The 14,369-nt window shown below is 64.2% G+C and carries 14 protein-coding genes and 1 pseudogene; 9 read left to right on the top strand and 6 right to left on the bottom strand.

Features of this window, described 5'->3' with window-relative positions:
• The first annotated feature begins 44 nt into the window (after positions 1-44).
• Positions 45-1,322 carry a polyhydroxyalkanoate depolymerase gene (locus OKW29_RS40645; protein ID WP_090803645.1) on the top strand — a complete coding sequence of 426 codons (1,278 nt, stop codon included), beginning with the start codon at positions 45-47 and terminating at the stop codon, positions 1,320-1,322.
• A gap of 123 nt (positions 1,323-1,445) precedes the next feature.
• Here OKW29_RS40645 and OKW29_RS40640 read toward each other — a convergent pair whose 3' ends face one another.
• On the bottom strand, positions 1,446-2,078 hold the full coding sequence (locus OKW29_RS40640) for a TetR family transcriptional regulator (protein ID WP_013088849.1): 633 nt from the start codon (positions 2,076-2,078) through the stop codon (positions 1,446-1,448).
• 240 nt (positions 2,079-2,318) lie between these two features.
• Here OKW29_RS40640 and rsxB point away from each other — a divergent pair, with 240 nt between their 5' ends.
• The 3 genes from rsxB to OKW29_RS40625 all read left to right on the top strand — a co-directional run bounded on the left by rsxB (position 2,319) and on the right by OKW29_RS40625 (position 4,491).
• Positions 2,319-3,224 (top strand): electron transport complex subunit RsxB, encoded by a 906-nt coding sequence (gene rsxB, locus OKW29_RS40635; RefSeq protein WP_429294837.1) that lies wholly within the window; start codon positions 2,319-2,321, stop codon positions 3,222-3,224.
• A gap of 43 nt (positions 3,225-3,267) precedes the next feature.
• Positions 3,268-3,912 (top strand): endonuclease III, encoded by a 645-nt coding sequence (gene nth, locus OKW29_RS40630; protein ID WP_187611024.1) that lies wholly within the window; start codon positions 3,268-3,270, stop codon positions 3,910-3,912.
• Positions 3,913-4,056: 144 nt separating this feature from the next.
• On the top strand, positions 4,057-4,491 hold the full coding sequence (locus OKW29_RS40625) for a DUF1841 family protein (protein WP_018419890.1): 435 nt from the start codon (positions 4,057-4,059) through the stop codon (positions 4,489-4,491).
• 126 nt (positions 4,492-4,617) lie between these two features.
• Here OKW29_RS40625 and OKW29_RS40620 read toward each other — a convergent pair whose 3' ends face one another.
• Positions 4,618-4,998, bottom strand: a complete 381-nt coding sequence (locus OKW29_RS40620; protein ID WP_429294836.1) for a c-type cytochrome — start codon at positions 4,996-4,998, stop codon at positions 4,618-4,620.
• A 46-nt stretch (positions 4,999-5,044) separates the two neighbouring features.
• On the bottom strand, positions 5,045-5,413 hold the full coding sequence (locus OKW29_RS40615) for a c-type cytochrome (protein ID WP_184021535.1): 369 nt from the start codon (positions 5,411-5,413) through the stop codon (positions 5,045-5,047).
• 316 nt (positions 5,414-5,729) lie between these two features.
• Between OKW29_RS40615 and OKW29_RS40610 the strand changes: the two genes are divergently transcribed.
• From OKW29_RS40610 to OKW29_RS40590, 5 genes and pseudogenes are all read left to right on the top strand, one after another.
• On the top strand, positions 5,730-6,572 hold the full coding sequence (locus OKW29_RS40610) for an AAA family ATPase (protein WP_090803635.1): 843 nt from the start codon (positions 5,730-5,732) through the stop codon (positions 6,570-6,572).
• Positions 6,573-6,600: 28 nt separating this feature from the next.
• Positions 6,601-7,776 carry a vWA domain-containing protein gene (locus OKW29_RS40605; protein WP_018419886.1) on the top strand — a complete coding sequence of 392 codons (1,176 nt, stop codon included), beginning with the start codon at positions 6,601-6,603 and terminating at the stop codon, positions 7,774-7,776.
• Positions 7,777-7,837: 61 nt separating this feature from the next.
• Positions 7,838-9,056: pseudogene (locus OKW29_RS40600) on the top strand (benzoate/H(+) symporter BenE family transporter).
• Positions 9,057-9,270: 214 nt separating this feature from the next.
• Positions 9,271-10,224 carry a transaldolase gene (gene tal / locus OKW29_RS40595; RefSeq protein ID WP_429294835.1) on the top strand — a complete coding sequence of 318 codons (954 nt, stop codon included), beginning with the start codon at positions 9,271-9,273 and terminating at the stop codon, positions 10,222-10,224.
• A gap of 254 nt (positions 10,225-10,478) precedes the next feature.
• Positions 10,479-10,898, top strand: a complete 420-nt coding sequence (locus OKW29_RS40590) for a VOC family protein (protein ID WP_429294834.1) — start codon at positions 10,479-10,481, stop codon at positions 10,896-10,898.
• 339 nt (positions 10,899-11,237) lie between these two features.
• On the opposite strand, the gene OKW29_RS40585 is transcribed toward OKW29_RS40590, so the two are convergent.
• The 3 genes from OKW29_RS40585 to OKW29_RS40575 all read right to left on the bottom strand — a co-directional run bounded on the left by OKW29_RS40585 (position 11,238) and on the right by OKW29_RS40575 (position 14,280).
• Positions 11,238-12,362, bottom strand: coding sequence for an FUSC family protein (locus OKW29_RS40585; RefSeq protein WP_429294833.1), 1,125 nt, complete (start codon positions 12,360-12,362; stop codon positions 11,238-11,240).
• 128 nt (positions 12,363-12,490) lie between these two features.
• Positions 12,491-14,041 carry a monocarboxylate uptake permease MctP gene (gene mctP, locus OKW29_RS40580; protein ID WP_429294832.1) on the bottom strand — a complete coding sequence of 517 codons (1,551 nt, stop codon included), beginning with the start codon at positions 14,039-14,041 and terminating at the stop codon, positions 12,491-12,493.
• Positions 14,038-14,280 carry a DUF3311 domain-containing protein gene (locus tag OKW29_RS40575; protein WP_429294831.1) on the bottom strand — a complete coding sequence of 81 codons (243 nt, stop codon included), beginning with the start codon at positions 14,278-14,280 and terminating at the stop codon, positions 14,038-14,040. The genes mctP and OKW29_RS40575 overlap by 4 nt, the downstream gene beginning before the upstream one ends.
• Positions 14,281-14,369 lie beyond the last annotated feature (89 nt).

Below are 14,369 nucleotides of genomic sequence, written 5' to 3'. Positions count from 1 at the left end.
CGTGTTTGCGAAGCCCCATGCGAACCGCTTAAAACGGAGCAAACATGCTCTATCAATTTCATGAATTCCAGCGGGCGATGTTGAGCCCCCTCACCGCCTGGGCTCAGGCCGCATCGAAATCATTTGCGAATCCGGCCAGTCCGCTAGCCTATGTGCCGGGCGCCACGCGCCTTTCCGCCGGCTACGAACTGCTTTACCGGCTCGGCAAGGACTACGAAAAGCCCGAGTTCAATATTCACCAGATTGTCAAAGACGGCCATAACATTCCGATCGTCGAGCAGACGTTCATCGAAAAGCCGTTCTGCCGTCTCATGCGCTTCAAGCGCTTCGCGGACGACAGCGAAGCTGTCAGCCAACTGAAAGACGAACCGGTCGTGCTCGTCTGCGCACCGTTGTCAGGACACCACGCCACACTGCTACGCGATACCGTGCGCACGTTGCTGCAAGACCACAAGGTCTACATCACCGACTGGCTCGACGCGCGCATGGTGCCGCTAGAAGCCGGCTGGTTCGGTCTGAACGACTACATCGCGTATATCCAGGAATTCATTCGCCATATCGGCGCGAAGAATCTGCACGTGATCTCGGTGTGCCAGCCGACCGTGCCGGTGCTCGCCGCCATTTCGCTGATGGCGAGCCGCGGCGAGGACACGCCGCGCACGATGACGATGATGGGCGGCCCGATCGACGCACGAAAGAGCCCGACCTCGGTCAATTCGCTGGCCACGCAGCACTCGTACGAGTGGTTCGAGAACAACGTGATCTTCACGGTGCCGCCGAACTATCCCGGCGCGGGCCGCAAGGTCTACCCCGGCTTCCTGCAGCACACTGGTTTCGTCGCGATGAATCCGGAGCGTCACGCGGCGTCGCACTGGGATTTCTACCAGAGCCTGCTGCGCGGCGACGAGGACGACGCCGAAGCGCACCGCCGGTTCTACGACGAGTACAACGCGGTGCTCGACATGGATGCCGATTATTACCTCGACACGATCCGCGTCGTGTTCCAGGAGTTCCGTCTTGCCGAGGGCACGTGGGTCGTCAACGGCGAACCGGTGCGGCCGCAGGACATCACGACGACCGCGCTGTTTACGATCGAAGGTGAACTCGACGACATTTCCGGCGACGGCCAGACTTACGCGGCGCACGACTTGTGCAGCGGCATTCCGGCGAAGAACAAGCGTCACTTCACTGCGGAGAAATGCGGCCACTACGGCATTTTCTCGGGCCGCCGCTGGCGCACGATCATTTACCCGCAATTGCGCGACTTCATTCTCGAGCACAACAAGGCAGCAAAAACGGCGAAAGAAAAAGTCGAAGCCTGAGCATCAAACTTGCATTAGCATATAAAAAGCCAACGGTCCCGTTCGAGGCCGTTGGCTTTTTTATCGCGCTTTGTTCGTGATACTGATTTTTTGCCGCGGCCATGATCACCGCGGCACTGCCCGTTACTTTCTCAACAAATACGCGAGCAGCAGTTCGGTATTCATCTGAATCACCTCGCTGCGTTCGGCGGCGCTGCTGAAATCGCGGCCGAGCGTCGCCTCGAGCGTGAAACGGTTCGACACGATGTAGTAGCCCATGCCCGAGAGCGTCACGTAAAAGCGCAGCGGGTCGATGTTCGTGCGAAACAGCCCCGCGCGCTGCCCACGTTCGAGAATGCCGCCGAGCGTGGCGACGATCGGCGAAATCATTTCGCGTATGCGCGTGGACTTCTGCATATAGCGTGCTTCATGCAGATTCTCGTTGTTGATGAGCCTCAACAACTCGGGATGATCGCGGTAGTAGTCCCACACGAAATGCGCGAGACGCGTAACCGCCTCGACCGGCGCGATTCCGTTGAGTTCGAGCGTGCGTTCCGCTTCGTTGAGCGCGCTGAACGCGTGCTCGAGTACCGCGGTGAATAGCTGCTCCTTGCTACCGAAGTAGTAGTAGAGCATTCGTTCATTGGTTTCCGCGCGGCGAGCGATCTGATCGACCCGCGCGCCGAACAGCCCTCCATTTGCGAACTCTTCCGCCGCCGCGAGCAAGATGCGGCGCCTCGTGCCTTCAGGATCTCTTTTGATTTTCGGCTGATTCATGGTGGCATCGTCTTCGTGAGCCGCGTTCTCCGGATCGCGCCGCCGGCCTCTCCTCGAGCCTTTTTGTGGCGGCGTTTAGCGGGCGCGTCGTGGTTGGGAAACACACCCTTTTCTGCGGTCTTTCGAATGAAGCGCTTCGATTATGGCACATGGATTGCGAATGGCAATCCGGGAAATCGGCGATAATGTGCTATTTAGTTCAGGTCGTGCGATCGCACGGCAAACCCCCGCGCCGCAACCGTGACAGACGTCAAAACACTCGCGGATCGCATCGAAGATCTGCTGCCCCAAACGCAATGCACGAAGTGCGGTTATCCCGCATGCCGTCCGTATGCCGAAGCCGTCGCCAATGGCGAGGCGAACTATAACCAGTGCCCGCCCGGCGGCGCCGAGGGCATCGCGCGCCTCGCCGCGCTGCTCGGCAAACCGGTGATTCCGCTCAATTCGGCCAATGGCGTCGAACGTCCGCGTCCGTTGGCGGTTATCGACGAACAGGTGTGCATCGGCTGCACGCTGTGCATGCAGGCGTGTCCGGTCGACGCGATAGTTGGCGCACCGAAACAGATGCACACCGTGGTCGCCGAGCTATGCACCGGCTGCGACCTGTGCGTGCCGCCCTGCCCGGTCGACTGCATCACGATGCTCCCCGTGACCGGCGAGGCCACCGGCTGGGATGCATGGAGCCAAAGCCACGCGGACGCGGCGCGGGCGCGTCATAACCGCCGCGAGACCCGTCTCGCGCGCGAGCGCGACGCCGCCGAAGCGCGCGCTGCGGCGCGGCGAGCCGCAAGCGCGCCACCGGCTGCGCCGGACGCGGTTGCGGCAAGCGGCGCGACAGTGCCGTCCGAGGCTCCCGCCGCCCCGATTGCGGACGACGCGGAAGCGAAGAAACGCGCGATCATCCAGGCCGCGCTCGAACGCGCGCGCAAGAAGAAGGAAGACTTGGCCGCGAAAGGCGAGGGACCGCTGAACACCGAGAACGTCAGCGCCGACGTGCAGGCACAGATCGACGCCGCCGAAGCGCGCCGCCGCCGTCTCGGTCTTGCCAGCGGTGGCGACACGCCCGGCTCGGAGCAGCAGTCCGACGAGTCAAATGAGTCAAACGAGTCCAATCCGCCGTCCAACTCGCCGCCAACCGCGCGCTGACCACGCCGACGCAACCCGGCCCACTCACACGGACCCGCTCCGCATGAACGCGAACAAACGCCGCGCGATCTACGAAACGCTTCAGAGCCTCAATCCGCATCCGACCACCGAGCTCGAGTACACGACGCCGTTCGAACTGCTGATCGCGGTGCTGCTGTCGGCGCAGGCGACCGACGTGTCGGTCAACAAGGCGATGCGCAGGATGTTTCCGGTCGCGAACACGCCGCAGAAGGTGTTCGACCTCGGCGAGGAAGGTGTCGCGAGCTATATCAAGACGATCGGTCTGTATCGCACGAAGGCGAAGAACGTGATCGCGACCTGCCGCATTCTGCTCGACCGGTATGGCGGCGAGGTGCCCGAGGATCGCGAGGCACTCGAAGGGCTGCCCGGTGTCGGCCGCAAAACGGCCAACGTGATCCTGAACACCGCATTCGGCCATCCGACCATCGCGGTCGACACGCACATTTTCCGCGTCGCCAACCGCACCGGCCTCGCGCCCGGCAAGGACGTGCGCGCGGTCGAAGCGGCACTCGAAAAATTCACGCCCGCCGAATTCAGGCAGGATGCGCACCACTGGCTGATCCTGCATGGACGCTACGTATGCAAGGCGCGCCGCCCCGAATGCTGGCATTGCGCGATCGAGCCGCTGTGCGAGTTCCGGCCGAAGACCCCGCCACCCGATCTATAAGGCCGGTCCAGCTCGAAACCCGAGGCAGTGCAGCGCGCCTGCAGCCCACGCGGCCGCCGCGTAAAATAGTGCCTTACGCTCAGCGCGCACTGCGGACCCGCACCGTCGCGCTCCGCGCCTCCACTCCCACGCACCGATTCCACGATGTTCAATCCCAGCCGCGACGAAGTTCGCCTCTTTTTCACCGACACCTGGCGCAAACAGCGCCAGGGCGAGATTTTGACGCCGCTCGAGGCGATCGCCGCCGACTGGATCGTCGAGCATCCCGAATATCACGCCGATCTCGCCGATGGTCCCGCCGCCCAGGCGCAGGACTATTCGCCAGAGCGCGGCCAGACCAATCCGTTCCTGCACCTGTCGATGCACCTGGCGATCTCCGAGCAGTTGTCGATCGATCAGCCGCCCGGCATTCGAGCCGCGCATGAGCGGCTCGCCGCGCGCCTCGGCTCGACGCACGAGGCGCAGCACGCGATCATGGACTGCCTCGGCGAAACCATCTGGGAAGCGCAGCGCACCGGCACGCCGCCGGACACGGACGCGTATCTGCAGCGCATCGAACGGCGCGCGACGCGCGACTGAGGCGACTGGAAACTCCGGCGCGGCACGACGCCAGCACGCCGAGGTACGACGCCCTCAAAGCAAAACACCCCGCCAAGGCGGGGTGTTTTGCTTTTGAAGCTTCGGCGCGAAACCGGCGCCCGACGCTTACTTCTTCTGCACGAGGTCGCCTGGCAGCGATTCGATGTAGGCGGCGATGTCCTTCATGTCGCCTAGCGACAGGCTTTGCACCTGTGCCTGCATGATCGCGTTGTTGCGGCCGAGGTGTGGATTGCCAGTACCCATCTGGTACTGACGCAGCGCCCAGTAGACATAGTCGGCGTACTGACCGGCCAGCTTCGGATACTCCGGGCTCACCGGCTTGTTCAGGTTGGGCCCGTGGCAGGCCGCGCAGTTGTGGCTGTCGGCGAGCACCTTACCCTTGCCGGCGTCGGCCGCGTGTGCTGAGTTCGCTGCGGCCAGACCGATTACCGCCGCCGCGCCGACCGCCTTGAATACCGTGTGGAGTGCCTGTTGGGGCTTGATCATGAAATCTCCTATCCCGCGAATTGGATGTGCTGGTGACCGACGCCGATCACTTGTCGGGATTGTTTTTCGAAGCGGCAGTTTGCGCTGCGTAGTACGCGGCGACATCGGCAATGTCCTGATCCGACAGCGTCACCGCGATCGCGTGCATCGTGGCGAAATGGCGGTCGCCCTTCTTGTAGGCGCGCAGCGCGTTTTCGAGGTAGGCCTGATTCTGGCCACCGAGCTTCGGCACGCGGAAAACCTCTGGATAAGCCGTGCGGTATTCAGGGATGCCGTGGCAGCCGATACACATCGCGACCTTGTCCTGGCCCGCCTTGGCGTTGCCTACGACATCCGCTGCCTGCGCATTGGCCGCATACCCCGCGAGCACCGACAGCGCTACGATCACGACGTGTTTGCCGACGAATTTATTCATAGATGTAACCTGGCTTGAGGGGAAACGGTTGCCCACAAAGGCAGCGGTCCGCGCCGTTCTTCTTGTAGGGTAGCCGCGCAGGCCAAAAAAATCGGGCTCATTGTACCGCGACGCCGCGCCGAACGTCCACCAGACACGGGGGCCGCGCAACGCCCGCCGGGACGGGCCCCACGCCATGCCCACGGCGGCTTCGCAACGACGCCACAGCGGCACCGCCGCCGCGTCACTGCGCGGCTGACACCATACGTGAGCCGGTTTCAGGCCAACAGGCCTTCTGACTTATACTGGGTTTTTTCCCGCACAAGAGCATCTCGTCATGCGTTTCGAAGGCTCATCGCAGTACGTCGCCACCGACGACCTCAAGCTCGCGGTCAACGCCGCGATGACGCTCAAGCGTCCGCTGCTGATCAAGGGCGAACCCGGTACCGGCAAGACCATGCTCGCCGAGGAAGTCGCCGCCGCGCTCGGCATGCCGCTCTTGCAATGGCACATCAAGTCGACCACCAAGGCACAGCAGGGGCTGTACGAATACGACGCGGTGTCGCGTCTGCGCGATTCGCAGCTCGGCGACGAGCGCGTGAAGGACATCCGCAACTACATCGTCAAGGGCGTGCTGTGGCAGGCGTTCGAATCGGACGAGCAGAGCGTGCTGCTGATCGACGAGATCGACAAGGCCGACATCGAATTCCCGAACGACCTGCTGCGCGAACTCGATCGCATGGAGTTCTACGTGTACGAGACGCGCGAGCTGGTGCGCGCCAGACATCGCCCGCTCGTGATCATCACGTCGAACAACGAGAAGGAGTTGCCCGACGCGTTCCTGCGCCGCTGCTTCTTCCACTACATCAGGTTTCCGGATGCGACGACGATGCAGCAGATCGTCGACGTGCATTACCCCGGCATCAAGAAGGATCTGCTCGCCGCGGCGCTGCAGAGCTTCTTCGAGCTGCGCAACGTCGCGGGGCTGAAGAAGAAGCCGTCCACCTCCGAACTGCTCGACTGGCTCAAGCTGCTGCTCGCCGAAGACATTCCGCCCGAAGCACTGCGCTCGGCCGATCAGAAGCAGATCGTGCCGCCCCTGCACGGCGCGCTGCTGAAGAACGAACAGGACGTGAGCCTGTTCGAGCGGCTGCTGTTCATGAACCGCAACAACCGTTGAGCGGGCGCCGCGCCGCAGGACATCCAGCATGCTGATCGACTTTTTCTACTCGCTGCGCGCCGCCCGCCTGCCGGTCTCGGTGAAGGAATACCTGACGCTGCTCGAAGCGCTGAAGGCCAACGTGATCGCGCCGTCGCTCGACGAGTTCTACTACCTCTCGCGCATCACGCTCGTGAAGGACGAGCAGTACTTCGACAAGTTCGACCAGGCGTTCGGCGCCTTTTTCAACGGTGTCGCGGCGACCTCTGAGCTCGCGTTCGAGATTCCGCCCGACTGGCTGAAGAAGAAGCTGCAACGCGATCTGTCGCCCGAGGAAAAGGCGCAGATCGAGGCGATGGGCGGCATCGACAAGCTGATGGAGCGCCTGAAGGAACTGTTCGACGAGCAGAAAGAGCGCCACGAGGGCGGCAACAAGTGGATCGGGACGGGCGGCACGTCGCCGTTCGGTCACGGCGGCTATAACCCCGAAGGCGTGCGCATCGGCGGCGACGCGGCCGGCAATCGCACGGCCGTCAAGGTATGGGAAGCGCGCGCGTATCGCGACTACGACGACCAGGTCGAAATCGGCACGCGCAACATCAAGGTCGCGCTGCGACGGTTGCGCCGGTTCGCCCGCGAAGGCGCGGCGGAAGAACTCGATTTGCCCGACACGATCCGCAGCACCGCCGCGAACGCCGGCTGGCTCGATCTGAAGATGGTGCCCGAGCGGCACAACAACGTGAAGGTGCTGATGCTGCTCGACGTCGGCGGCTCGATGGACGATCACGTGAAGCGCACCGAGGAGCTGTTCTCCGCCGCGAAGGCCGAGTTCAAGCACCTCGAGTTCTACTACTTCCACAACTGCGTGTACGACTTCCTGTGGAAGCACAACCGCCGCCGCCACGCCGAGCGCACACCGACGTGGGACGTCCTGCACAAGTTCACGCCCGACTACAAGCTGATCTTCGTCGGCGACGCGACGATGAGCCCGTACGAAGTGTTGCAGCCCGGCGGCTCGGTCGAGTACAACAACGCCGAGGCCGGCGCGGTGTGGTTGCGCCGGCTCGCCGATCACTTCCCGCACTTCGCGTGGCTGAACCCGGAGCCGGAAGCGCTGTGGCCGTACCGGCAGTCGGTCAGCGCGATCCGCGAAGTGCTGGGCCACCGCATGTATCCGTTGACGCTCGCGGGCCTCGAGACGGCCATGCGGGTGCTGAGCAAGTAACGCCCGCCGTTCCAGAATCCACGTCCCGACGCTTCAACTTCCACAACAAGAAAGCCTTCGCATGAGTTCGTCCCCGTCGCCCCAGCTGTCTCCCGCCGCCACACCGCAGAGGCGCTTCAATCCGCTCGCCGATACGTCGCTGTCGACGATCGTCGCGGGCTTCGTCGCGGCGATGACCGGCTACACGAGCTCGCTCGTGCTGATGTTCCAGGCGGGCCAGGCCGCGCATCTGAGCGACGCGCAGATTTCGTCGTGGATCTGGGCGCTGTCGATCGGCATGGGCCTGTGCACGATCAGCCTGTCGCTGCGCTTTCGCGCGCCGATCGTGATCGCGTGGTCGACGCCGGGCGCGGCGCTGCTGGTGTCGTCGCTGCCGCATGTCGAGTATGCGCAGGCGATCGGCGCGTTCATCTTCTGCGCGGCGCTGCTGACGCTGGTCGGCGTCACCGGCTGGTTCGACGCGCTGATGAAGCGGATTCCGTCCGGCCTTGCGGCAGCGCTGCTCGCGGGCATCCTGTTCGAGATCGGCATCGAGATTTTCCGTGCCGCGCAGTACCAGACCGCGCTCGTGCTAACGATGTTCTTTACCTACCTGATCGTCAAACGGTTCGTGCCGCGTTATGCGATTCCGACCACGCTCGTGGCCGGCACGGCAGCCGCCGGCGGCCTCGGGCTGCTCGACTTCAGCCACTTTCACGTCGCGCGCGCACCCGGTGCTGACGATGCCGTCGTTTTCGGTGGCGGCTTGCGTGAGCATCGGCATTCCGCTGTTCGTGGTCGCGATGGCTTCGCAGAACGTGCCGGGCATCGCGGTGCTGCGCGCCGACGGCTATACGACCCCGTCCGCGCCGCTGATCGCGACGACCGGCGTCGCGTCGCTGCTACTCGCGCCGTTTGGCTCGCACGGCATCAATCTTGCCGCGATCACGGCGGCGATCTGCACCGGCCCTGAAGCGCACGAAAACCCCGCCAGGCGCTACACAGCGGCCGTATGGGGCGGCATTTTCTATCTGCTCGCGGGCGTGTTCGGCGCGACGATCGCCGCGCTGTTCGCGGCGTTCCCGAAGGAGTTGGTCGTGTCGGTCGCGGCGCTCGCGCTGTTCGGCTCGATCATGAGCGGGCTCGCCAATGCGATGCAGGATACGAGGCAGCGGGAGGCGGCGCTCGTCACGTTCATGGTGACCGCGTCGGGACTCACGCTGCTGTCGATCGGCTCGGCGTTCTGGGGGCTCGTCGCGGGCGTGGTGACGCAAGTCGTGCTGAACGCGCGGCGCGCGTGAAAGGATATCCCCGCCCGGCTGTCCACACGCGGTGTTCATACCGTCCTCGGCGATCCGCCATAGAATAGACGTATCCGGCAGCGTTTCCCAAGCCATCGTGGGACGCGCTGCGGCTTGACCCGCGGCCGCCGGCGCCGGCTGATTCCCCCTGCCGGCGCGGCGGCGTCCTCACTTCTCCTGAACCATGGCGCACACGCGCCCTGAAGGCCCGAACATGACAACCGCACTCGACCAACTCAAGCAATACACCACCGTGGTGGCCGACACCGGCGACTTCCAGCAGCTCGCGCAGTACAAGCCGCGTGATGCGACCACCAATCCGTCGCTGATTCTGAAGGCCGTGCAGAAAGACGACTACCGGCCGCTGCTCGAAAAGACCGTGAAGGCGCATGCGTCGAAGCCGGCCGGCGCGATCATCGACCAGTTGCTGATCGCCTTCGGCACCGAAATCCTGAAGATCATCCCGGGGCGGGTGTCGACCGAAGTCGACGCGCGCCTGTCGTTCGACGTCGAAGGCTCGATCGCGAAAGGCCGCGAGCTGATCGCGCTGTACAAGGAACACGGCATCGAGCGCGACCGCGTGCTGATCAAGCTCGCGTCGACGTGGGAAGGCGTGCGCGCGGCCGAGGCGCTGCAGAAGGAAGGCATCCACTGCAACATGACGCTGCTGTTCTCGCTCGTGCAGGCCGCCGCCGCCGCGGAAGCTGGCGCGCAGCTGATCTCGCCGTTCGTCGGCCGCATCTACGACTGGTACAAGAAGGACGCCGGCAGCGCGTGGGACGAAGCGAAAGACGGCGGCGCCAACGATCCGGGCGTCAAGTCGGTGCGCCGCATCTACGCGTACTACAAGAAGTTCGGCTACAAGACCGAGGTGATGGGCGCGAGCTTCCGCACGACCTCGCAGATTCTGGAACTGGCCGGCTGCGATCTGCTGACAATCAGCCCCGACCTGCTGCAGAAACTGCACGAGAGCACCGACAAGGTCGAACGCAAGCTGTCGCCGGAGACATCGCACGACGCGGACATCGAGCGCGTGCCGGTCGACGAGAAGTCGTTCCGCTTCCTCCTCAACGACGAAGCGATGGCGACCGAGAAGCTCTCCGAAGGCATCCGCACGTTCGCCGCGGACGCGGTGAAGCTGGAAAAGCTGATCGACACGCTGCGCTGAGGCGCCGGAGGCGGCGGGCCTGGCTGGCTGAGTGACGCTCACGCTCGCCGCGCGGCTCCGCGCGAATGCAATCGATGACGGACGGCGCTGGACCTCACGGTTCAGCGCCGCTTTTCGTTTGCGCTGCATCGCCACCGGCGACATAGCGTCACAATCGACGCGCCGCCACCGACTACAATCGACTCCACGCCTCTCCCCACCGCCGCTGGCGAGGAACGACGGCGCCCGCCCAACGCCTGACCATGGAGACGATCATGTACGTTCAGCCCTATGTGTTCTTCAACGGCCGTTGCCAGGAAGCGCTCGATTACTACACCGACAAGCTCGGTGCCCAGGTGACCTTCAAGATGCTGTTCAAGGAAGCGCCGCCGGACGCGCACAATCCGCCACGCCCCGAACTCGCCGACAAGATCATGCACGCGAGCGTGCAGCTGGGCTCGAGCACGTGGATGGCTTCCGACGGCAACTGCGATCCGGCGGCCGGCCCGTTCAATGGCTTCAGTCTGTCGCTGACCGTCGATGACGGCGCGTCGGCGGAAAAATGCTTCAACGCGCTCGCCGATGGCGGCCAGGTCGTGATGCCGTTCCAGCAAACGTTCTGGAGCAAGGGCTTCGGAATGGTGATAGACCGCTTCGGCATGATGTGGATGGTCACGCTGCCGCCGCAGGTTTGAGGCTTAGGGGCAGGCCAGCGCTAGGGTCTGTTTACATATGGAACGCACGTGCGAATGCCCGCTATCGGCCGTCCCCCAAGGGGACTTCCTTCGGGGCGCAGGGCAAGGAGTAAGGAGCGCTGCGTGGCCGCGCCACGTGAGCGACGCGCGACGCCGCCATGCGGCCGATAGCGGGCATTCCCCTGGAATGAAATTCAGAACTGGGGTTGCCGCGAGAAGGGCCGCTCGCTGCGTCATGCTCCTTGCGAATACGTCGAGTATTCGCGGCGTCGCAATCCTTGCGAGCGGCCCTTCTCGCGGCAACGCACGTGCGTTCCATATGTAAACAGACCCTAGCACCTACCTACCACGCGTCGCCCGCTCGTGCCGCTCGATGTTCCAGTTCGGCTCGGTCTCCAGCAATAGCGCGCGCAACCGGTCTACCTGCTCCGCGAGCCGCTGACCGAGCCAGTACGGCCCTTGCCAGTCGGGCGGCAACGCGGTGGCCACGTCGCCGTACCCCTTCGCGGGCGGCGCCGCGGCCGGAATGCCAAAGCGCGACGGACGGCCAAAACGCAGCCCGCGCGCGGTGGACAACAGGATCGCCCGCACGGCGCGCACCTCGGCGCCGCAATGCGCTGCATAGGTGGTGCGCGCGGCGGCATCGGCGTTCATCAGCGGCCCCGTGGCAAGCAGTTCCAGCGAGCTGAGCACCGAGCGATGCAGCCGCTGGATCTCCTCGAGCCTCGACTGCGGCACGTCGATTTCCTTCGCGACCGACGGCATCAGCGAGCGCAGTTGCACGAGCCGCTTGTTGATCCGCAGGAAGCGCTTGATCTGCTCCTCCTCGGTGATCGTTTCGCCGTCGAGCAGCCGCGCGTAGATGCCCGCGCATTCGCGCAGATTGGCGGCGAGGCCGTAGCGCCACGAATACGTCGCGTGCAGCGGAAACGCGAACGAAAACGCCAGCGCGATGACGATACCGATCAGCACGTTCAGCGTGCGCCACAGGCCGACGTCGATCAGATTGTCGCCGTGGCCCGCGACGATGCACATCGTGATGGCGGTCAACAGCCCGATATAGCCGGACGAGCCAATCGCGAACCACGCGCAGATCGACGCGACGATCGCCATCAGCACATAGGTGAGCGGCAGCGAGCCGATGAAGTTTTGCTGCACGATCAGCACGAGCCCGATCGATGCGCCGAGCAGCGTGCCGGCCGCGCGTTCGGCCGCTTTCTTGCGGATATTGCCGTGATGCTGCAAGCCGCCGATCACGATCAGCAACGTCACCGACGACCAGATGCCGTGCGGAATATCGATGCCGGTCGTCGCGAGAATCGACACCAGCATCGCGAGGCCGACGCGCAGGCTATGCAGTACCTTCGCGTGCCGGTAGCGGTAATACGGCGACGTGACCGCGCGCACCATCCGGCTGAGTGCCGCGCGGCGGGAGATCACGGTGGGAGTATCTGCAGCAGCCATGGCGGCGCGCGGCGAACGCGTGAAAGGACGGTTCCGCTATCCTGCCCTGGAGTGCCCCGTAAACACAAACGCCCGCCAACTTCCTTCGGCGGGCGTTGCGTGTTTCAGAACGTGATTTGCAGCTGGAATCAGCCTTCGACGATGTCCAGGTAGTCCTCCGGACGCGTACGGTCCTCGGCGCGCTGCATGCCCACCGCGCGCACGACCAGGCTCACGACGACCGACACCACGAGGTTCACGACCAGCGACCACACGGCCGCATAGCCCGGAATCGCCATGCCGAACAGATGGATCGTGAAGATCGAGCTCGCGAGGTTCAACGAAATCGCCATCCACGTGCCGGTCGCGATACCTGCCGCCCAGCCGAGCAACAGACCCCGGTAGTCGAGCACGCGCGTGTAGAGACCCAGCACGATCGCCGGCAGCGTCTGGATGATCCAGATCCCGCCGAGCAGTTGCAACTGGATCGCGTACGTGAGCGGCAGACCGAGAATGAACGCCACCGCGCCGACCTTGACGATCAGCGACACCAGCTTCGCAACGTTGGTCTCCTGCTCGTGCGTCATGTTGCGGTTGACGAACTCCTTGTGCACGTTGCGCGTGTACAGATTCGCCGCCGCGATCGACATGATCGCCGCCGGCACCAGCGCGCCGATACCGATCGCCGCGAACGCGACGCCGACGAACCACGACGGGAAGAAGTGCAGGAACAGCGCCGGCACTGCGAAGTTCGGGCCGAAGGCCTTGAAGTACGGCGCGAACTCCGGCATGTCCTTCACGCCGGCCGCGAGCGCCATGAAGCCGAGCAGCGCGAGCAGGCCGAGCACCAGCGAATACGCCGGCAGCAACGCCATGTTGCGGCGGATCGTGTTGCCCGACTTCGACGACAGCACCGCGGTGATCGAGTGCGGATACAGGAACAGCGCGAGCGCCGAACCCACCGCGAGCGTCGCGTACGCGCTATAGCCGTTCAGGCTCGACACGTCCGGCGACTTCAGCAGCAGCTTGGCCGGCGGGACCGCGCCGAAGATATGGCCGAAGCCGCCCAGCTGCGGCGGAATCACGATGATCGCGGCGAAGATCGTCACGTAGATCAGGACGTCCTTGACGACCGCGATCATGGCCGGCGCGCGCAGGCCCGACGTGTACGTGTAGGCCGCGAGGATCGCGAATGCAATGATCAGCGGCAGATCGCCGACGAAGCCGGTCGTGTCGAAACCGAGCGCGCCGATCACCACTTCGATACCGACCAGTTGCAGCGCGATGTACGGCATCGTCGCGACGATGCCGGTCACCGCGACGGCGAGCGCGAGCATGCGGCTGCCGTAGCGGGCCGACACGAAGTCCGCCGAGGTCACGTAGCCGTGCCGCTTCGCGACGCTCCACAGCTTCGGGAACACGACGAACGCGAACGGATAGATCAGGATCGTGTATGGCAGCGCGAAGAAGCCCGTTGCGCCCGCACCGAACACGAGCGCCGGCACCGCGATGAACGTGTAGGCGGTGTACAGGTCGCCGCCGAGCAGGAACCACGTGACGATCGTGCCGAAGCGCCGGCCGCCGAGACCCCACTCTTCGATATGCGCGAGATCGCCGCGCCGCCAGTGGGCCGCGACGAAGCCGAGAATCGTGACGCCGATGAAAAACAGAACGAAGACGAAAGTTGCAATGGGGTTCATCGTTGCGCGCCCCCGTTCGTGCGACCCGTATAGCGGGACCTGGTCTTCGAATAGACGAACGCGGTGATGACCGCGCTGATCAGCACCCACATCAGCTGATACCAGTAGAAGAACGGGAAATCGAACAGCTGCGGCTCGATCCGGTTGTAGGACGGCACCCAGATCATCGCGATCCACGGTAGCAGCAATAGCCAGAGCCAGTGCTTGCTGGCTTTCTTCACGTCGGCGTCGTGAGCCATGACGTCTCCTGTTTCCTATTTAGAATTTATCTGCCCGCGGTCGACGGGAGGTGGAACTCAGCGGGTGGTCGTCCCGCGGTCAGCCACGG

Source organism: Paraburkholderia sp. CI3, from assembly GCF_050436505.1.
Taxonomy (GTDB): Bacteria; Pseudomonadota; Gammaproteobacteria; order Burkholderiales; family Burkholderiaceae; genus Paraburkholderia; species Paraburkholderia tuberum.
The sequence above is the reverse complement of the archived record's forward strand: the minus strand, read 5'-3'. Positions and strand labels throughout refer to the sequence as shown.

Coding starts and splice junctions, on each gene's coding strand:
- OKW29_RS40615 (WP_184021535.1), bottom strand. CDS start 5,413: ATGAATAAATTCGTCGGCAAACACGTCGTGATCGTAGCGCTGTCGGTG.
- OKW29_RS40575 (WP_429294831.1), bottom strand. CDS start 14,280: ATGGCTCACGACGCCGACGTGAAGAAAGCCAGCAAGCACTGGCTCTGG.
- OKW29_RS40640 (WP_013088849.1), bottom strand. CDS start 2,078: ATGAATCAGCCGAAAATCAAAAGAGATCCTGAAGGCACGAGGCGCCGC.
- OKW29_RS40610 (WP_090803635.1), top strand. CDS start 5,730: ATGCGTTTCGAAGGCTCATCGCAGTACGTCGCCACCGACGACCTCAAG.
- OKW29_RS40625 (WP_018419890.1), top strand. CDS start 4,057: ATGTTCAATCCCAGCCGCGACGAAGTTCGCCTCTTTTTCACCGACACC.
- tal (WP_429294835.1), top strand. CDS start 9,271: ATGACAACCGCACTCGACCAACTCAAGCAATACACCACCGTGGTGGCC.
- OKW29_RS40620 (WP_429294836.1), bottom strand. CDS start 4,998: ATGATCAAGCCCCAACAGGCACTCCACACGGTATTCAAGGCGGTCGGC.
- OKW29_RS40590 (WP_429294834.1), top strand. CDS start 10,479: ATGTACGTTCAGCCCTATGTGTTCTTCAACGGCCGTTGCCAGGAAGCG.
- mctP (WP_429294832.1), bottom strand. CDS start 14,041: ATGAACCCCATTGCAACTTTCGTCTTCGTTCTGTTTTTCATCGGCGTC.
- OKW29_RS40645 (WP_090803645.1), top strand. CDS start 45: ATGCTCTATCAATTTCATGAATTCCAGCGGGCGATGTTGAGCCCCCTC.
- OKW29_RS40585 (WP_429294833.1), bottom strand. CDS start 12,362: ATGGCTGCTGCAGATACTCCCACCGTGATCTCCCGCCGCGCGGCACTC.
- OKW29_RS40605 (WP_018419886.1), top strand. CDS start 6,601: ATGCTGATCGACTTTTTCTACTCGCTGCGCGCCGCCCGCCTGCCGGTC.
- nth (WP_187611024.1), top strand. CDS start 3,268: ATGAACGCGAACAAACGCCGCGCGATCTACGAAACGCTTCAGAGCCTC.